18 protein-coding genes, 1 other RNA gene and 3 pseudogenes are annotated in these 17,899 nt (G+C 37.3%); 18 read left to right on the forward strand and 4 right to left on the reverse strand.

What is annotated here, in order from left to right:
• Positions 1 to 42 precede the first annotated feature (42 nt).
• Complete coding sequence (locus HUS24_RS00005; RefSeq protein ID WP_254433779.1) at positions 43 to 1,119, forward strand: hypothetical protein; 1,077 nt, start codon at positions 43 to 45, stop codon at positions 1,117 to 1,119.
• Positions 1,120 to 1,492: 373 nt separating this feature from the next.
• Here the strand turns inward: HUS24_RS00005 and HUS24_RS16960 are convergent.
• Together HUS24_RS16960 and glpK are read right to left on the reverse strand one after the other, a co-directional pair.
• Positions 1,493 to 1,691 (reverse strand): annotated as a pseudogene (locus tag HUS24_RS16960) (response regulator); the annotation flags it as partial.
• 301 nt (positions 1,692 to 1,992) lie between these two features.
• Positions 1,993 to 3,474 (reverse strand): glycerol kinase GlpK, encoded by a 1,482-nt coding sequence (gene glpK, locus HUS24_RS00010; RefSeq protein ID WP_173910045.1) that lies wholly within the window; start codon positions 3,472 to 3,474, stop codon positions 1,993 to 1,995.
• Positions 3,475 to 3,604: 130 nt separating this feature from the next.
• On the opposite strand from glpK, the gene ssrA reads away from it, so the two are divergent.
• From ssrA to HUS24_RS00090, 17 genes and pseudogenes are all read left to right on the forward strand, one after another.
• Positions 3,605 to 3,965, forward strand: a transfer-messenger RNA (tmRNA) gene (gene ssrA, locus HUS24_RS00015).
• 181 nt (positions 3,966 to 4,146) lie between these two features.
• Positions 4,147 to 5,349: an integrase arm-type DNA-binding domain-containing protein gene (locus tag HUS24_RS00020; protein WP_173910046.1), complete on the forward strand. Its 1,203-nt coding sequence runs from the start codon at positions 4,147 to 4,149 to the stop codon at positions 5,347 to 5,349.
• 2 nt (positions 5,350 to 5,351) lie between these two features.
• A complete protein-coding gene (locus HUS24_RS00025) occupies positions 5,352 to 5,945 on the forward strand; it encodes a hypothetical protein (protein WP_173910047.1) in 594 nt (197 codons plus the stop codon).
• 77 nt (positions 5,946 to 6,022) lie between these two features.
• Entirely contained in the window at positions 6,023 to 6,223 is a 201-nt protein-coding gene (locus tag HUS24_RS00030) for an AlpA family transcriptional regulator (RefSeq protein ID WP_173910048.1), read from the forward strand.
• A pseudogene (locus tag HUS24_RS16965) lies at positions 6,220 to 6,489 on the forward strand (hypothetical protein). Before HUS24_RS00030 ends, HUS24_RS16965 begins: the two are co-directional and overlap by 4 nt.
• Positions 6,490 to 6,491: 2 nt before the next feature.
• Positions 6,492 to 6,800: a hypothetical protein gene (locus tag HUS24_RS00035; protein ID WP_173910049.1), complete on the forward strand. Its 309-nt coding sequence runs from the start codon at positions 6,492 to 6,494 to the stop codon at positions 6,798 to 6,800.
• On the forward strand, positions 6,797 to 8,488 hold the full coding sequence (locus HUS24_RS00040; RefSeq protein WP_173910050.1) for an AAA family ATPase: 1,692 nt from the start codon (positions 6,797 to 6,799) through the stop codon (positions 8,486 to 8,488). Before HUS24_RS00035 ends, HUS24_RS00040 begins: the two co-directional genes overlap by 4 nt.
• A 206-nt stretch (positions 8,489 to 8,694) precedes the next feature.
• A complete protein-coding gene (locus HUS24_RS00045) occupies positions 8,695 to 8,910 on the forward strand; it encodes a hypothetical protein (RefSeq protein WP_173910051.1) in 216 nt (71 codons plus the stop codon).
• 115 nt (positions 8,911 to 9,025) lie between these two features.
• Complete coding sequence (locus HUS24_RS00050) at positions 9,026 to 10,234, forward strand: phage major capsid protein (RefSeq protein ID WP_173910052.1); 1,209 nt, start codon at positions 9,026 to 9,028, stop codon at positions 10,232 to 10,234.
• A 1-nt stretch (position 10,235) separates the two neighbouring features.
• Positions 10,236 to 10,748, forward strand: coding sequence for an HK97 family phage prohead protease (locus tag HUS24_RS00055; protein ID WP_173910053.1), 513 nt, complete (start codon positions 10,236 to 10,238; stop codon positions 10,746 to 10,748).
• A complete protein-coding gene (locus HUS24_RS00060) occupies positions 10,745 to 11,893 on the forward strand; it encodes a phage portal protein (RefSeq protein ID WP_173910054.1) in 1,149 nt (382 codons plus the stop codon). The genes HUS24_RS00055 and HUS24_RS00060 overlap by 4 nt, the downstream gene beginning before the upstream one ends.
• Positions 11,894 to 11,948: 55 nt before the next feature.
• A complete protein-coding gene (locus HUS24_RS00065) occupies positions 11,949 to 12,260 on the forward strand; it encodes an HNH endonuclease (protein ID WP_173910055.1) in 312 nt (103 codons plus the stop codon).
• An 84-nt stretch (positions 12,261 to 12,344) separates the two neighbouring features.
• Positions 12,345 to 12,737, forward strand: coding sequence for a hypothetical protein (locus HUS24_RS16970; protein WP_173910056.1), 393 nt, complete (start codon positions 12,345 to 12,347; stop codon positions 12,735 to 12,737).
• Positions 12,712 to 14,259 (forward strand): terminase large subunit, encoded by a 1,548-nt coding sequence (locus HUS24_RS00075; RefSeq protein WP_173910057.1) that lies wholly within the window; start codon positions 12,712 to 12,714, stop codon positions 14,257 to 14,259. Before HUS24_RS16970 ends, HUS24_RS00075 begins: the two co-directional genes overlap by 26 nt.
• A complete protein-coding gene (locus tag HUS24_RS00080) occupies positions 14,259 to 14,546 on the forward strand; it encodes a head-tail connector protein (RefSeq protein WP_173910058.1) in 288 nt (95 codons plus the stop codon). Before HUS24_RS00075 ends, HUS24_RS00080 begins: the two co-directional genes overlap by 1 nt.
• On the forward strand, positions 14,546 to 14,890 hold the full coding sequence (locus HUS24_RS00085) for a head-tail adaptor protein (protein ID WP_173910059.1): 345 nt from the start codon (positions 14,546 to 14,548) through the stop codon (positions 14,888 to 14,890). The genes HUS24_RS00080 and HUS24_RS00085 overlap by 1 nt, the downstream gene beginning before the upstream one ends.
• A gap of 353 nt (positions 14,891 to 15,243) precedes the next feature.
• On the forward strand, positions 15,244 to 16,389 hold the full coding sequence (locus tag HUS24_RS00090) for a tyrosine-type recombinase/integrase (protein WP_173910060.1): 1,146 nt from the start codon (positions 15,244 to 15,246) through the stop codon (positions 16,387 to 16,389).
• Positions 16,390 to 16,404: 15 nt separating this feature from the next.
• On the opposite strand, the pseudogene HUS24_RS00095 reads toward HUS24_RS00090, so the two are convergent.
• Positions 16,405 to 17,202, reverse strand: a pseudogene (locus HUS24_RS00095) (transposase); the annotation flags it as partial.
• A gap of 57 nt (positions 17,203 to 17,259) precedes the next feature.
• Entirely contained in the window at positions 17,260 to 17,898 is a 639-nt protein-coding gene (locus tag HUS24_RS00100; RefSeq protein ID WP_173910061.1) for a 3-oxoacid CoA-transferase subunit B, read from the reverse strand.
• Position 17,899: the final 1 nt, after the last annotated feature.

Consider the following 17,899-nt stretch of genomic DNA (forward strand, 5'->3'; position numbering starts at 1 on the left):
TCATAATCCTTAAAGCATTAGTAAAATAATTGGGGCTTTAAAGTGAAATATAGCTATATTTTTTTCTTATCTTTTCTCAGTTTTGCGATGCTGACAGTAGCATCCGCATCGCCTTTAACATATCCATCAAATACTGATTCACTGATCAAAATGAGTGATGATGAGCTTGCAGAAGTTGAAGGGCAAGCATTATTTAATTTAAATAAAGTAGATGATAGTAATCAAAAATTAAGTTTTTTTAGATTAGGAATGGAAGCTGAGGTGGCTTTAAATGCGAATATTAAAAAGTTACAACTTGGATGTGGGGGATCAAAGGGCGCTGGATGTGATATAGATATTGATAATATTGCTCTAACAGGGATTACTACAAGTACAGCTCAAGGTGCTGGTGTAACAACTGATTTTATATTGAATAATCCATTTATTGAATTTGCGATTTCTAATGCCAATAGTGCTTCAACAAGAAGTATAGAAGGCTTTCGTTTGGGCGCACTCTCTGCTTTGGGAATGCTGAGCTTGGGGGCAAATGAAGATACTTCAGATTTAGCTGACGACACAGGCATTAATTCTTTAAGTGGGGATATTGGCGTACGGGTAACAAATGCAAATATTAGGGGAATTAATGTGACTTTAATTGGTACTGCAAATGCCAAAGTTGCTGATTATTCAACCGTTCTTACAGTGGATCGTTCTCCAAAATTTAGCTTAAATGGTTTAAAAGCAGCTGCAAGGTTGAGTTTGGGAGGATTTATTCCAATGCCTATTGACCTACAATTAGATGTGAATATGAAAGATATTCCTTTTAATACAGTACATAGGTTGCAAGTTTCAGATATAAATGGAAATCCAACAAGTGGTGCTTATCTAGCATTACAACAAAAAGATATTAAATGGCAGAATATTGCAACAGGACAATGGAATAGTATTGAAGCAAAGAAAGGATGGTGGTTATCTATTCCTGATACTCAATTTGCAAATTTAAATATGGATGGTTCAGGCGTACGTTTATCGGCTTTAGAGGCTATTGGTGGAGTATTAGGCGCTACTGTTGATATTCCTAAGATGGACTTAGGTCAAAAACCTGTTAGTAACTGCTATGGAAATTTAAAATTTTGCTAAATTAGGTTTAAACACACGTGATATTTCTGATCTAATATATTGTATATGCATTTGAAATTATTTAAAAATACAAATTATATTTTTTTAGTCATCGCTTTATTTTTTATGTATAACCTGAGTTCGAAGTAGAATTTCACCTAAAATTTGATAAGGGGAAGCTGTTTGAGCAGGATAATTATTGCAAGATAATATTTCCGTGATCATTTTTTAAATCTTGGTCTTTTGCTAGTTTTGCGAAGGACAATGATTTTCTTGAGCAATTTATCTACAAACTCTGGAATAATTTCTCGGCTATTTGCAATGATTCTACTGTACTCCTGAATTGCAGATTAAGTGTTCCAAGATTCCCCAACACAAAAACCATTAATTAAATAAGCTGAAATGCTTGCTCCTTACTAAGAGAATGAATTTGCATTAGTAAAACTTTTGCTTTTTCCTCGATCCTTAAGATCAGCGAGTTTCATTTTAGTTTCTTTTAAATCATCAATGAGCTTTTTATACTGTTTGATAGAAATTTCTAAAATACTCTCTAATTGAGTAGGGTTAATGCCTTCTGCAATATAAGCAGTTATACGTATTAATATCAAAAATAAATATTGAGCAGAATGTTATCTAGCAGATAGACGATTACAAACTAGCTAAACAGAAGGTAAGGGGGAGTCATGACCTAATCTTCAATCACTTTTTCTTTATAATATAGAGTGTTAAACATATTTTTTATAAGATCTACAAAGTAGTTTTGCGATGCTTCACTTTTCATGAGACTAATCTAAAAATATAAACTTTAGTTATAAGACTATGTCATGTAATTTATCAACATAGCCTTTAATTATATCTAAATTAAATTTTCTATTTAATATAACAAATTAATTTTTAATGACTTTTTGCTCTTTGTAAAGCATCATTCCATTGTTGTAAATGAAACTGTCTTTCGTTTTCTTGCATATTGGGTTCGAATGCTCGATCTAATTGCCAAGAGGTTGAAATTTCTTCTAAATTTGAAAATATCCCCATTTTCAAACCCGCCATCGCCGCTGCACCCCATGCCGTTGATTCCAACAGTTTAGGACGTAACACTGGTACATTTAAAATATCGGCTTGGAATTGCATCAACATATCATTTTGACTTGCACCACCATCGACTCGAAGTTCTTTTAATGGTTGGGAAATATCGGATTGCATTGCAGTTAAAACATCAGACACTTGAAATGCGATGGATTCTAAGGCTGCGCGTGCAATATGAGATTTATTTGTGCCTCGCGACATACCACAGAGCAAAGCTCTCGCATCACTGTCCCAATGTGGTGCCCCCAAACCTGTAAAGGCAGGTACTAAAACCACCCCATCGGTTGTGCTCACCTGACAAGCCAACTTTTCGACTTCTGCACTGTTTTTAATAATGCCTAAACCATCTCTCAGCCATTGCACAATTGCCCCTGCCATAAACACACTCCCTTCGAGTGCATACGCAGGCTGTTGCTGGCAATTCCATGCCAATGTGGTCAAAAGCTGATTTTGACTAAATTGAATCTCTGCACCTGTGTTGAATAACATAAAACAACCTGTGCCATAGGTATTTTTTGCTGTACCTATATCAAAACAAGACTGTCCAAACAGTGCCGATTGTTGATCACCCAATACGCCTGCAATCGGAATTTCAGCACCAAGCAAACCCGTTGCTGTATTAGCAATATACTGATCTGAATGAATAATTTTAGGTAAAATAGACTTTGGAATGTCAAATAATTCTAATAGTTCATCATCCCATTGTTGGTTTTTTAAATTCATTAACATGGTTCGAGAAGCATTACTTGCTTCGATCACATGTTCCGAACCTTGCGTTAGGTTCCAGATCAACCAACTGTCAATGGTACCAAAAGCTACATGTCCTTGATCTGCAAGAACTCTGAGTCCGTCAATATTTTCTAGTAACCAAACTAATTTTCCAGCACTAAAATAAGGGTCTATACGTAAGCCTGTTTTGTATTGTATTTTTTCTAAATAATTATTTTGTTGTAAATCATTACACCATCCTGCTGCACGGCGGTCTTGCCATACAATCGCAGGCGCTAAAGCTCGCCCTGTACGTTTGTCCCAAACGACTGTGGTTTCACGTTGATTGGTGACACCTAAGGCTTGAATGTCTTTAGCAAGTAGTCGTGCTGAAGCAATGGCTTGTTGTACAACGGCAATTTGGGTTGTCCAAATTTCTTGTGCATCTTGTTCAACCCAACCTGAATGTGGGGTTTTGATTTGTATTTCTCTTTGAGCTGTAGCATGAACTTTTCCATGTTCATCAAAAATAATCGCTCTGCTAGAGGTTGTTCCTTGATCAAGTGCGAGTAAATAGCTCATGTTTTTTGGTTTTAACCCTTGAAAAAATTAGATAGTAACGCAATTATGTAATTAAGCGCATTATTGCAAACAAAAGTTGTGAATTATCATCGTAATTTATAACTTTTATGCTATGATAACGTTGTTATCTGGGGATGTTATTGGCTTCGACGCTGATGATGAAGCTCATAGATGCATGCCGAGAGCGCATTTCCTCTCGTAAATAAAATTTGCATTTTAAATAGTCGCAAACGACGAATCTTACGCTCTAGCTGCCTAAGGGCCGCTTGTCCGCATCTCTGAATACTTGTGGTTAGAGATCCCGACTGAAGCGCACGCACACAAGTCCGTATAACATCAAGCCTCGGGGTGTTGTACTAAATCTAGAGGATCGCGTTTTTAATCCTGTTCGTCGGGTCTTTAAGCGTTAAAACAATAGACGATATCTAAGCATGTAGTATTCTCGAGTGTAGTGTTGGCGGACGCGGGTTCAACTCCCGCCATCTCCACCAAATACCTAAAATCATATACTGTTACATAACTTTATATGAGTACAAAAGCCTTAAACCACAATGGTTTAGGGCTTTTTTATTGCTTCTTATAAATATTCTTAACTTCATATAATACACAGCATATTGTATCCCTATTTGTAGCCCATTATGATAATTGAAACTGGGGATACATTATTTTGTTATGAAAAGATCAGAAGTAAAGACTGGTAAGCGTTTATCAGATACCACACTTGAAAACTTAGAACCTGATGAAAAGGAATACCGTATTTTAGATGGCGATAATCTCTATTTTCGTGTCAAAACAAATGGGACAAAATCGTGGCAACTAAGATATAAAACACCTGAGAATAAATGGGCTTGGCGTGGACTTGGTTCATACCCTGCCGTATCTGGTGCAAAAGCAAGAAAACTTGCCTATGAAATGATGAATGCTGCATCCAATGGAACACCTATACCAACTCAAAAAGAAAAACGTATAGCTGAGATTGAAAAAGTTCATTCAACTTTTGAGCAGATCGCCCAAGAATGGCTAGATACTAAAAAGCAAAGATGGACTGAGGGAACATGGACAAGAAATGTCGGAGCTTTGGAAAAACACATCTACCCTACTTTTGGTAAATCTGATTTCAGAACTATCATGCCTAAAGATTGGTTTGAGCATCTTTTAGGGATACAAAGAGAGCTTGGAATTAATGAACAAGTCAAACGAATGGCTTCTTTATGTCGTGAGGTTTATGACCTTGCAAAAGTGAAAGGAAAAATACAATACAACCCTTTGGATGGTGTAAATAAGTTTTTAGACCCAGCAGAATCAAAAAATATGAAGCATGTTCCCCTTGAAGAACTACCAAGACTTTTACAAGTTATTAATAACTATCCTACTCCAGACGTAAGAATAGGACTTCAATTATTAGTGATGCTTTTCCCTCGACCATCGGAATTAAGGGAAGCAAAATGGGACGAGTTTAATTTGAAAAAGGCTATGTGGGTAAGACCAGCCGAGAGAATGAAAACAAGGATTGAACATGCTATCCCTTTACCTACTCAAGCCATTGAACTTTTAAAAGAACTAAAAAAATATAGTGGTAATTCTGATTTACTTTTTCCGAGTAGAACCAGTTTAGATAAGCCTAGATCAGATACAGTTTTTATTATGGCTTTGCGCCGTATGGGATATGGTGACAAACAAAGTCCGCATGGTTTTAGACATATTGCGAGTTCTGCATGGAATAGAAAATATCCGACTATGGGACAAGTTGTAGAATCTGCCCTTGCTCATTTAAAGAAAGGTGTAAAAGGTATTTATGACAAAGAAGCACACTATGAGGACAGAATAGAGATGCAACAGTGGTGGGCTGATGAATTGGATAGGATGGTGGGGTAACGATGGAAAATATATCATTAAACAGAATTGAGTTAATGCTTAAATTTAAAGATTTCGATTTTGGCAAGCTCACGCCAGAAGAAGGCTATAATTTACTGAATGTTAACTCAGCAGATAGAGATTTAATTTTTTCAGACACTTTTACCATTACCTCTGCTTATTGGCACATTTTTGATCTTAAAATAGGATACCTTGCTGGTGAAAATTTAAATTTAATGTGGGCATTAAATATTGTGAGTTCAAATGAATTACTTATGCCAACTTGGCTTGCAAAGGAGTTAAATAGTAAGATCTCTGACGTAAAAAATTATGAATTTAAAGACTGGAATGCCGTATTCGGAAATCCCGTACCAAAAGGAAAGTCAATTTATACTTTAAAAAAAGATCGAGAATTATTATTCCAAATAGGAAGTTATGTAGCAAAGTCATGCTCAACTGGTAGATCAGTTAATAATGAGTTATTTGAGGAAGCAGCAGAGAAATTTAATACCAATAGAGATAAGGTTGCTAAGCTATATAGAGCATTTTGTGATTTATCCTCATTTAATAAAAATGCGGCAAGAAAAAGATATAAATACAACTCAGAAAAAAATTAAAAAATTTCTGAGTAACTTTTTTTCAAATATGTGAATAATTGAGTACATCCTAAATAAATGCATAAGGATGTATTTAAATGCTTAAAAAGTTTAATGAAGTTTGCGATCTACTTAGTGTCACTCGTGATGGTTTACGCAAATTAATGCTTAAAGATAAAGATTTCCCACAACCAATTAAATTAGGAGATACAAAACAAGCACCAGTTTATTTTTGTTCAAATGAACTTGAACACTGGTTAGAAGTAAAAAAAGCTGAACGCCATGAGGTGACAGCATGAAAAAAATTGGTTATAGTTTCTTTGCTTTGTGCAAAATCACAAAGTTAGCTTTGGTCGGCTATGAATACACAAGCGCATACAGTCCGCTTCGGGCTTTTTTTATGCGTAAAATCTCTATGCTATCGCATCTCTATGGTGAAGCTGGAGAGGGACACTTTCGAGTGTGCAGGTCTCTTGTGTACCTGTCGACCAACCCTTTTCAGCTTTGCCACCCTCATTTGGTCGTGAATGGTAAAGCTCCAAAACTAACACAAGGAGCGCATTAATCATGCCTAATCAAAATATCAAATCAATTCCTAAAACTTATGACGCTGGTGACATGCTTGACTTAGCTTCAATGGCTGAGTGTGATATGGGCTGGATGAGTACAGCCCTATCAGATGTGCAGCTCAAAGTTAAACAAATCAAAAAAGAGTTAATGGCTCGTAATCCAAGTGCCGAATACCATTTTTCCGACTTGGAGAAAGTCTTAGAAATGTTTGTATATTTAGCGGAAGATCGTTGTAGTTATCACGAAAAAGAGGCTGAAAAACTCAGAGAAGAATGGGAATCTGCAAAACAAGGAGGTAATAAATGAATATAAAGCCTTCTTGGGATACAACTGGGGATTTACTGGAAACAGTAGACCCTAGACCCCAGAACCCTATTTTTGTTCACACGCAAAACTACACTAAAAAAGTAGTAGAAAGCTATTCGATTCAAGATTTTGATTTAAACGTTTTAGTTCAAAATGAATCAAAAGGAAGTATTAGGACTGTAGCTGAAGAAACAATTTATAAAAGTCGGGATATTTCAGGATATAAAGCTATCCCTTTATATGACTTGGAAAGTAAATTATTAATCGGCTACCAATTACTAGATCGTAAAAAGAAATCCCAGCCCATTAAAGTGGGTACTGGGATTCCAGTTTGTAATTTTAGCAATGCCAACCCGACAAGTTTTATTGCTACCGATAATTTAAATTTATTTTTTAGATTATCGCAACTCAATTATGTTGTAGTTTTTCACAGTCGCATTAATACTGCCTTTGAATTGATAAATAATTATTTTGATGATCAAAAGCCTAGAATCGTTGCAACTGAAAAACACCTAGAATACAACAATGATTTAAAGATTCATTTTGATTCTGATGTATCTAATTTATCTGATGAGCAAATTAAATCTGTTTTAAAAGGTAAGTCATTAGAAATTCGACCAGCAGAAGTAAAAAACAATTCCACACTCCAAATTGTAAATATGAGTTCTATTAAAGCTCAAGCAATTAATTGGTTATGGACTGGATGGTTGCCTTTAGGAAAAATTACGATTTTGGCTGGTGCTGGTGGATGCGGTAAGACAAATTTACTCCTTGCTCTAATTGCTACTATTTCAACAAATGGCGTATTTCCTGATGGTTCTAAGTGTAATGATTCTGGGAAAATATTAATCTATTCCACTGAGGATGACCCAAACGACACTTTGTTACCTCGTTTGATCGCTAATGGTGCAGACCTCAACAAGATTGATTTTATTGCTGGTCGTATTAATGAAAAAGGAGAACGAGAGCCTTTCGACCCAACAAAAGATTTACCCTTACTTTATGAATATGCAAAGCGGAATCCTGATATTAAATTACTAATGATTGATCCTATTATTTCTGCCGTTGGTGGAGATTCGAATAAGGCAACAGATGTAAGACGATCATTACAGGTATTAGTAGATTTCGCTCAAGAATTTAACTGTGCGGTTGTAGGTATTACCCATTTTGCTAAAGGTACATCTGGCAGTAGTCCAGCCGAAAGAATTATAGGTTCACAGGCTTTTACTGCTCTTGCTCGTATGGTTTGGAGTGCTGCAAAACGTGAAGATGAAAACGACTGCATTCTAGTAAGGGCAAAAAGTAATATCTCAACTTTGGATGGTGGGATTAGATACCAGATCGAAGCTGAAACAGTTTTAGAAAATATTGAAACTACAAAAACAGCTTGGTTGGGAGTAATTGAGGGTTCAGCTAGAGAGTTATTGAATGAGGCTGAATCCACCGAAAATGATAACGGTTCAATGGTAGATATGGCAAAAGAGTTTTTAATTGATCTATTAAGTTCAGTTGAAAATATGCCGACAAAAGAAGTTCAAGCACAGGCAAAAGATGCAGGATTTAGTCCAGCTTCGATTAGGAGAGCGCAAGAAAAATTAAACATAAAACCATTTAAACCACAGGGTGAAAAAGTCTGGTTTTGGTCACTTCCAAAAATTCATAGATTGGATGAACCAACACACTTTTAACACTACTACCCTCATGAGCAAGTTGAGCAACATGAGCAACTTGATGCTAACCACATGAAATATATAAATATTCAACTTGCTCAAGCTAAAACAGATTGAGCAACATGATGAGCAACTTGAATTGATTTAAAAATCATTAACTTACAGCCAACTTGCTCAACTTGTTCATGTTGCTCATGGTTTATAGATATGAATTAAAGGAAATTATGATGACTAATAAAGTAATTGAATTATCAATTGATGAACTGAAAAAACTTGATGATGTTTTAGAAAATTATGCTAACCAACAAAGAGAGCAAAGAAAGAAATTTGGTGAATGCGAAGAAGATAAAAATGGCGATCAATCATTCTTTGAATTGAGAAAAAAAGTGAAAGCTAAATTAAATAGTGATGACCCTGAATACAGCATACATTTTATTTAGGAAATAATAGCCCACTCGATTGAGTGGGTTTTATATATAGTTATATAAATTTAAGACTATGATTTATAAATATATATTCTGATATATAGGCTATATCTTGTACAGGATATAGAAAATGACTTTAACTGAATTACTCGAAAAACGATCTAACACCGTAAACCAGATGAAAGCGATTGCAGATAAAGCATCGACTGAAAATCGAGATTTAACAACCGAAGAATCTACACAGTTCGACACATTGAAAAATGAAGAACGTAGTGTCCAAAAACAAATTGATCGAGCTGAATACCTACGAAGCCTTGAACGATCAGCACCAGCCGACCATGTAGGCGATAACTACAATAAAGACTTTGAAAAATTAAAACGTTCGGTGTCCGTTGCGAACATCATCCGTTCACAGATGAACAGTCAAGGTTTATCAGGTGCAGAACTTGAATATAACCAAGAAGCAGAGAAGCGTTCTGGGCGTAAGGCACAAGGCGCATTTATTCCGTTTGATGCCTTAGAAACAAGAACGAATACCACCACAACAGCCAGCGAACTTGTAGCAACCAACCACCGACCACAGGATTACATCGGGGCTTTACGTTCTTCTAACATTGTCCGTTCAATGGGTGTTCGTACATTGACTGGATTATCAGGTGATGTGGTGATTCCTAAATTTGGTTCAGGTTTATCATTAGGCTGGATTAATGAGGGTGAATCAGTACCAGAAAGTGAAATGGGATTTGATGCAATCACTTTAAAACCAAAACATACAGGCGGTAAGACTGAAATGTCACGCCAACTTATCCAGCAATCAAGTCCAGACATTGAAAGTTTAGTTCGTGAAGATCTGAGTTATTTAATTGCCCAAAACATTGATAAAGCAATTATTGCAGGTACAGGCGTTAAAGACCCATTAGGGATTTTAAATACTGTAGGCGTTTTGACTGGAGCAATCCCTGCGACATGGCAAGAAGTCCTAGCCCTTATCCAACAGATCGAAGATGAAAACATTACCAATCTAAAATGGTTAGGTACAAGTACCACAAAAACCACATTGGCAGGCATAGAGAAATCAGCAGGCACAGGACAGTTCTTATATTCAGGCGGTCAGGTGGGTGAACTTCCTTTTAATGTGTCCGCAAACATGCCAGCGAACAAATTGATTTTAGGTGACTTTAGCCAAGTATTACTTGGTGTTTGGTCAGAGATCGACATTCTAGTGAATCCTTATGCAGAACCAGCCTACAGTCGTGGCGGTGTGCAAGTTCGAGCAATGGCAACGTGTGACGTAGCAGTCCGACACCCTAAAGCGTTCCTAGTGGCTACAGGTGCATGATATGGAAAAACGCTCTTTTAGCATTGAATCTAAAGGGCGCACCCTTTCAGGTTATGCAGCCGTATTCGACAGCCCAACCATGATCGGGAACATTCAAGAAGTGATTAGAAAGGGCGCATTTTTGCGCTCTTTGACTTCCAATGATGCGTCAAAAATTAAAGCCATTTATGAACATGACACCAGTCAACTATTAGGGCGTTTAGGTTCAAATACACTCCGACTTTCAGAAGATGAAAAAGGCTTGAAATTTGAACTTGATTTACCTAATACCACACTGGGGAATGATGTAGCTGAGTTGGTCAAACGTGGCGATCTATCAGGTTGTAGCTTTGGTTTTATTGTTCGATCAGAAAATTGGACAGATACCAGTCGGGAACTTTTGGACGTTGATCTATTTGAAATCACTCTAACCAGCGACCCAGCTTATGAAGCGACCAGCGTAGATATTCGAGCAAAACGTAAAAACATTAAACGCCTTGCCAATGTTAAAAAATATCTGGAGTGCCTAACATGAGCCGAAGAAATCAAAGACGACATGAAAAAAGGAATAACACTCCAGCATATGACACCTATTTTTCTAATGTGGTGAACAACCCTATTGTAAACGCCAAAACAGCCGAATCCATTTCTACTGTTTACGCTTGTATATCTGCAATTGCTGAAACAATCGCAAGTTTGCCTTTTGAAGTCTATAAACGCACTGATACAGGACGAGAAAAGGCAAAACAACACCCACTCTACAAACTTATCCATGACAAGCCGAATCATTGGCAAACAGCCCTAGAGTTTAGGGAAATGCTACAGCGTCATGTTCTCTTACGTGGCAATGGTTATGCTGAAATTGTGAGAGATAACCGAGGGATTAAATCCTTAATTCCATTGCACCCAGACAGCGTAACTGTCCTACTCAATCACAATGGAAATTTAGTTTATGACATTGTTCTACATGATGGCAGCACTAAGCGACTACTACAGGATGAAGTCCTACATTTACGCTACCACCCAAGCGACAGCACCCCATATTTAGGGCGTTCACCTATTCAGGTAGCACAAGACACAATAGCCTTGTCTTTGTCCGAACAACAGCACGGAACAAACACCTTTAACAATGGCACATCATTAAATGGTGTGATCGAAACCTTACCGACTACCACCAGAGAGCAAGCAAAAAATATATCTGATAGCTGGAAACAAAACTATTCAGGTGTGAAGAATGCTGGGACTACACCAATCCTACCAAGTGGAGCAACTTTTAAACCAGTCAGTATGTCATTGATAGACAGCCAATGGCTTGAGAGTAGGCAGTTTAGTGTATTGGAAGTATGCAGACTATTTCGTATTCAGCCCACCATTGTAGGCGTTTTGGATAATGCCAATTACTCCAATAGTGTGGAGCTTGCGAGGCAGTTTGTAACGCTCACTTTGAAGCGTCATTTACTCATGTGGGAACAGTCAATCAATAACACATGCCTAACACCACAGTTCTATTGTGAACACAACCTAGATGGCTTGTTACGTGGTGACAATGCCAACCGTGCAGCGTTCTACCAGTCAGCACTACAAAACCAATGGATGACCATTGATGAAGTCCGAGAGCTGGAGAACCTACCTATTCAAATAAAGACAGAGCCAACACATGAAGAAACACAGCCTATATAAACCGAAAGAAAGAACTATCCCATTGAATAGCCGACTATGGCAAAAGATTAGAGAAATGGTTATAGCCAGAGATCAGGGACTATGCCAAGTCTGCTTAAAACGTGGGCTTACTGTAGCAGGTACAGACGTAGACCATGTAAACAACGATGGTAACGACAATGACCTAACTAATCTTATGTTGCTATGCCATGAATGCCATAGCTTAAAAACAGCACAGGACATGGGGAAGTCAGTCAATTGGGGATGTGATGCACAAGGCAGACCATTAGACCCTAACCATGAATGGAATAAGCCAAAGCTAATACCAAAACGTTGGGATGACCCGAAGTATGATGACAATCCATTTGCCCAAGTGATGAGGATGTAATGCTAAAAAATCACGAAAAGGTTTTGATTGAAGAACCGCCCACCCAATCACATTTTTATGAACGCAGTTGAGGGATTTTGAAATATGGGAAATCCAAGAAAACCAACCGCACTAAAAGAGCTTGCAGGCAATCCTGGTAAACGTCCTTTGAATGATGCTGAACCTGAATTTTTACCAGCCGAAACAATTGCACCCGATTGGCTAGTTGGTGAGGGTTTAGTTCAATGGAATAAGTTAGCACCACAAATGGCTATGAATAAACTATTGAATATTGCCACTGTAGAACCGTTAGCGACTTATTGCGACCTATTAGGTGCATATATTGAAAGCCGTAGATTGGGCGAAATGCCAGACATGCGAGTATTTAACGCATTGCGCTTAATGGCTAAAGAGTTTGGATTCACACCATCGAGCAAAGGCGGAATAGTTACACCAGAAAAAGGAAAGAAAAATGACAAGTCCCGATTCTTTAGCTAACTATTATTTTGATGAAAATGAAGCCGACAAGGTGATAGATTTCTTTTCTGAATGTCTTACTCATAGTACAGGACAATGGCGTGGTAAACCCTTTGAACTCCTTGATTGGCAAGTAAAATATTTAAGAGAACTGTTCGGATGGAGAAGAACGGACAACGGCAAAAGACGTTATAGACAATCCGCTTTATTTATCAGCCGTAAACAAGGTAAAACGGAAATTGCAGCAGCGATAGCCTTGTACTGTTTGCACTGTGAAAATGAACCAGCAGCACAATGTTTCAATGTGGCAGCCGACACAGATCAGGCAGCACTTTGTTTTAATGCAGCAAAGGCAATGACTGAAAATGAAATTGAATTAAGTTCACGATCAGATATTTATAAACGCTCTATTCTCGTTCCCAACACTGGCAGCGTTTACCGTGTGCTATCAAGTTCAGCAAGTACAAAACATGGTTTGAATGTCCATTATTGTGGCATTGATGAATTGCACTGTATTGATGATCGGGAACTTGTAGACGTATTTACTACAGGAACATTGGCACGTAATAACAGTCTTATTTTATATACCAGTACAGCAGGGTTCGACAAAAATTCTATTTGTTATGAGATTTGGGATTATGCCCTAAAGGTACAGGATGGAATCATTGATGACCCTACTTTCCTACCTTGTATTTATGCAGCTCCAGACGATGCGGATTGGACAGATCCAGAAGTATGGAAAGCAGCTTGTCCAAGCATGGGACATACAGTAGATCAAAGTTTTTATGAACAAGAATGTTTAAAAGCGCAACAAGTCCCAGCCTATGAAAACACTTTCAGACGTTTGTACCTGAATCAATGGACAGAATCCGATTCTCGTTGGTTGAGTTCGGCAGTTTGGGAAGAATGTAGGAACGAAGATTACCCCGACCTCACAGGACGACAATGTTACATAGGTTTAGACCTTTCATCCGTACAGGATATTACAGCCCTTGTTCTAGGCTTTCCGATTGATGGGAAATTCTATGTAGTCCCTTATTTCTTTGTCCCACAAGTGCAAATTTGGGAGAGATCGAGAAAGGATAAAGTTCCATATCCGCAATGGGTGGAAAATGGATATTTGATTGCTACAGATTCCAAAGCCGTAGATCAGCAAGCTATACGCCTAAAAATCCATGAACTTGGTGAACAATACCAGATTAAAGAAATTGCCATTGATAGATGGAATGCAAGCCAACTAATGACTGACTTAGAAGCTGATGGTTTTGATGTTGTAGGCTTCGGTCAAGGTTACGGAAGTATGTCATCCCCCTCAAAACAGCTTGAAACTATGCTGATTAATGGTGATCTACAGCACCCTAATAACCCAGTTTTAAACTGGATGTGTGCCAATACCGTTGTCGAAATAGATGCAGCAGGCAATACCAAACCAAGCAAAAAGAAATCTAGTGAAAAAATTGATGGAATTGTTGCCACGATCATGGCACTTGGACGAGCAATGGCGAACATCGAATTAGACATAAATGACGAGGTAATATTTTAATGGCTTTAGTTCAATTATCCGAAATGAAACAGCATCTTAGAATCTTGCATGACTTTGATGACACAACAATCCAAATTTATTTGGACAGTGCCGAACAGCACATTAAAAACTTTCTTGGTTCAGATTGGGACAAGGTGACAGACATACCAGCACCAATCAAGTCGGCAATTCTGCTACTAGGTGCAGACCTTTACTTAAACCGATCTATGCAGGCAGAACAAACATTGAATAGCAATCGAGCTTTTGACTTGTTATTGAATCCTTACATCACCAAAGAGGTGTATTAATGAATATAGGTGCAATGGATAAACTTTGTATTGTTGAAAAATATGAAGAAATCCGAGATGAATACAATAATTTAATTGGGAAAGGTTGGGCAGAGTTCACCAGATTGTATGGTGACTTTCAGCCATTGAGTAGTAAGGATCTAATTGCAGCAAAGGCGGCTGGAGTGAGTACCAGAGCTAGGTTAATTACCCATTTTATTGATGGTATTGATTCTTCAATGAGAGTGTCAATTTATGGGTTAAGTTCAGAAATGCAATCATTCAATATTGATGGTGACCCCCAATCAGATTTGAAATCCAACAGGGAGTATTTGACTTTTAATTTGGTGAAAGCTGAAATTTGAGTTCAAATGGTATTTTGGAAATTGAACTCATGAAAATATTCATTATCTTAGAAGCATATAGATACACATAAAATACAGTACCTTGTATCCCTATTTGTATCCCAAGATAGATCTAAATTATTTTATTATTATAAATCAATAAAATACATATTTGTTCAATTGTCGCCATCAAAATTTAATTCAGAGATGTCCGACTGAATGTAAAAAAGCCTTTAAACTCAATGTTTAAGGGCTTTTTTATTGTCTCTATTGTCCGATCTTATCCGATGCGATTTGACCCTAACTTTGCCTTCTTTGGGTAATTTTTGGGAAAATTTACCCAGCAAATATCATAAATATATTGGGTAATATAAATGGCACTTACTGATCAAGAATGTAAAAAAGCACAACCTAGCGATAAGCAATACCGTCTTTCAGATGCGAATGGCTTATCATTAATTATTAGCCCTAAAGGACAGAAATATTGGAATATCCGTGTCACTGTTCATAGACAGCGTAAATCTGAATCCTTAGGACAATATCCAGATATTAGTTTAAAAAAAGCACGTGAGATCGCACTTGAACTAAAATATAAATATTCTCGTTCTGCTGTCCATGAAGAATTAAAACCTTTTTTTCGTGATGTCGCAGAGGAATGGTTTGAAAATCAAAAGGAAACTTGGTCTAAGAAACATATTAGTAATGTACGTGCTTCTTTAGATGAATTGTATCTAAGCCTAGGCGATAAGCGTATTAACCAAATCCAAGCTCCTGAAATTTTGCAAAATATTAAAAAAATTGAAGCAAGAGGCTCTCTTGAAGTAGCAAAACGAACCTTATCTCGTTGTGGTATGGTGATGAAATACGCCATTGCAAATGGTTATCGTTTAGACAATCCTGCTGGAGATTTAGTTTATGCACTTAAATCTAAGCGAGTTAAGAACCTAGCTTCACTTGCAGCAAGCGAAATGCCTGAGTTTTTGGCAAAGGTTCGTGCTTATCCAAGTGATGCACAAACACACCATGCACTTACATTAATTATGCTTACAGGTGTGCGTGTTAGTGAGTTACTTCAAGCCACATGGGACGAGTTTAATTTAGAGGAGCGTAAATGGGACATTCCTGCTGAACGAATGAAAAATGGCTTAGCACATCGTGTACCTTTAACAGACTATATGATTACAGAGCTACAAGCACTACGTTTAACGCATAATCAGGACTTACTTTTTCCACATAGATTAAATAATAAAGAGCCAATGCGCAGTGAATCCATTCTACAAGTCATCAAACGTTCAGGTTATGCAGGTCGTATGACTACTCATGGTTTCCGCTCTTTATTTAGCACAGTCGTCAATGAGTCCAATTTATTTAATTTTGATGCAATTGAACGTCAGCTTGCTCATGTTTCTCAAAATAGAATTCGTTCTGCTTATAATCGAGCACAGTACTGGGATGAACGTGTCAAGATGATGGAATGGTATAGCCGTCAAGTTCAGTTATGGGGTAGTGAAGTGATATAATATAGGACTTACGCACTATTCTTTTACTAATTTTTGTGGCAGAAGATGATTTTTGTCTAAAATAAAACTATCAATAAAATTCTTAATAATTGGTCTAAATAGACCCTTCTGCCATTGATAAATATTCATAAAAATATCATTCCAGTGTATTTTTTGTATCTGCACATAAGCCATTAATGATGCAAAAATATGATTGTTAATGAGCTTCGCTCACCTAACCTGAAACTTTTCAATATGACATACTTGCTTAATGATATCGGTGATATTGCTCAATTTTCCAATGACTTGCCTGTAAATTTTGAAGCCCTTCAATGGTTAAATACTCATCAGCATCATAAACAATATAAAATCTCTGCTGTTCTTTGAGCTGAGTCTTAAATGATTGTACAAATTCAAAGTCTTTAAGCCACATTTTTTGACTATTTTCAAATGCAGCTAATTGCCTAATCTGATGCCAAATCCCTTTTTCAAGTGATACCTTGCGATTACTGTCGATACCAAACATAAATCGAATACCATGATTTCTTATGGTTTTTAGATTTGATGTTGTAATATACCAACGATCACCTCTGACATAAGCAATGTCTGCATCCCATTTTATAATTTTATCTACGATATCCCTGAAGTAATCATTCTTGATTTTATTTTCAGATTTGTCTTAATTTCTGAAATTGATAGGCATATTTTTTACCCAGCTGATCTGTCGCATACAGTGTAATAAGATTGATCGCTTTTTACAGAGCGATGGTGTTTCCCTGACCAGAAAAACCTGACTAAATCCATATATTGACTATAAGGTTTATCTAATCTGGTTGTAATTTTATCAACTACGATCAAATGTATTACATTTGATCGTAGAATTTTGAAAACCTATAGATCAGTCGTAATCAACTTTAAGTCAGTCACATTTTTAATGTGCTCTAAACTCACTCCATCAGCTAACTCAATCAGTTTAACACCGTCTTCTGTAATATCCATGACACCTAAATCACTAATAATTCGGCTAACCACGGCTTTGCCTGTGAGAGGCAAAGTACATTGTGGCACAATTTTTGGGCTGCCATCTTTGGCGCAGTGTTCCATCAGAACGACGACTTTTTTAACGCCAGCCACCAAATCCATTGCACCGCCCATGCCTTTGACTTTTTTACCTGGTATCATCCAGTTGGCAAGATCACCTTTTTCAGAAACTTCCATTGCGCCTAAAATTGCAATATTGACATGACCACCACGGATCATGGCAAAAGATTCAGAGCTTGAGAAAAATGAAGCACCTTGGCGGGCAGTCACGGTTTGTTTGCCTGCATTGATCAAGTCTGCATCTACTGTTTCAGCCGTTGGAAATTCATCAATACCGAGTAAACCATTTTCTGACTGCAACCAGACATTAATGTCTTCGGGAATATAATTGGCAACCAAAGTCGGTAGACCAATACCTAAATTGACATAAAAACCATCTTCTAGTTCAAGCGCAGCACGTTGTGCCATTTCATTGCGTGTCCAAGCCATG

This window comes from Acinetobacter sp. Marseille-Q1618, assembly GCF_902809855.1.
Taxonomy (GTDB): Bacteria; Pseudomonadota; Gammaproteobacteria; order Pseudomonadales; family Moraxellaceae; genus Acinetobacter.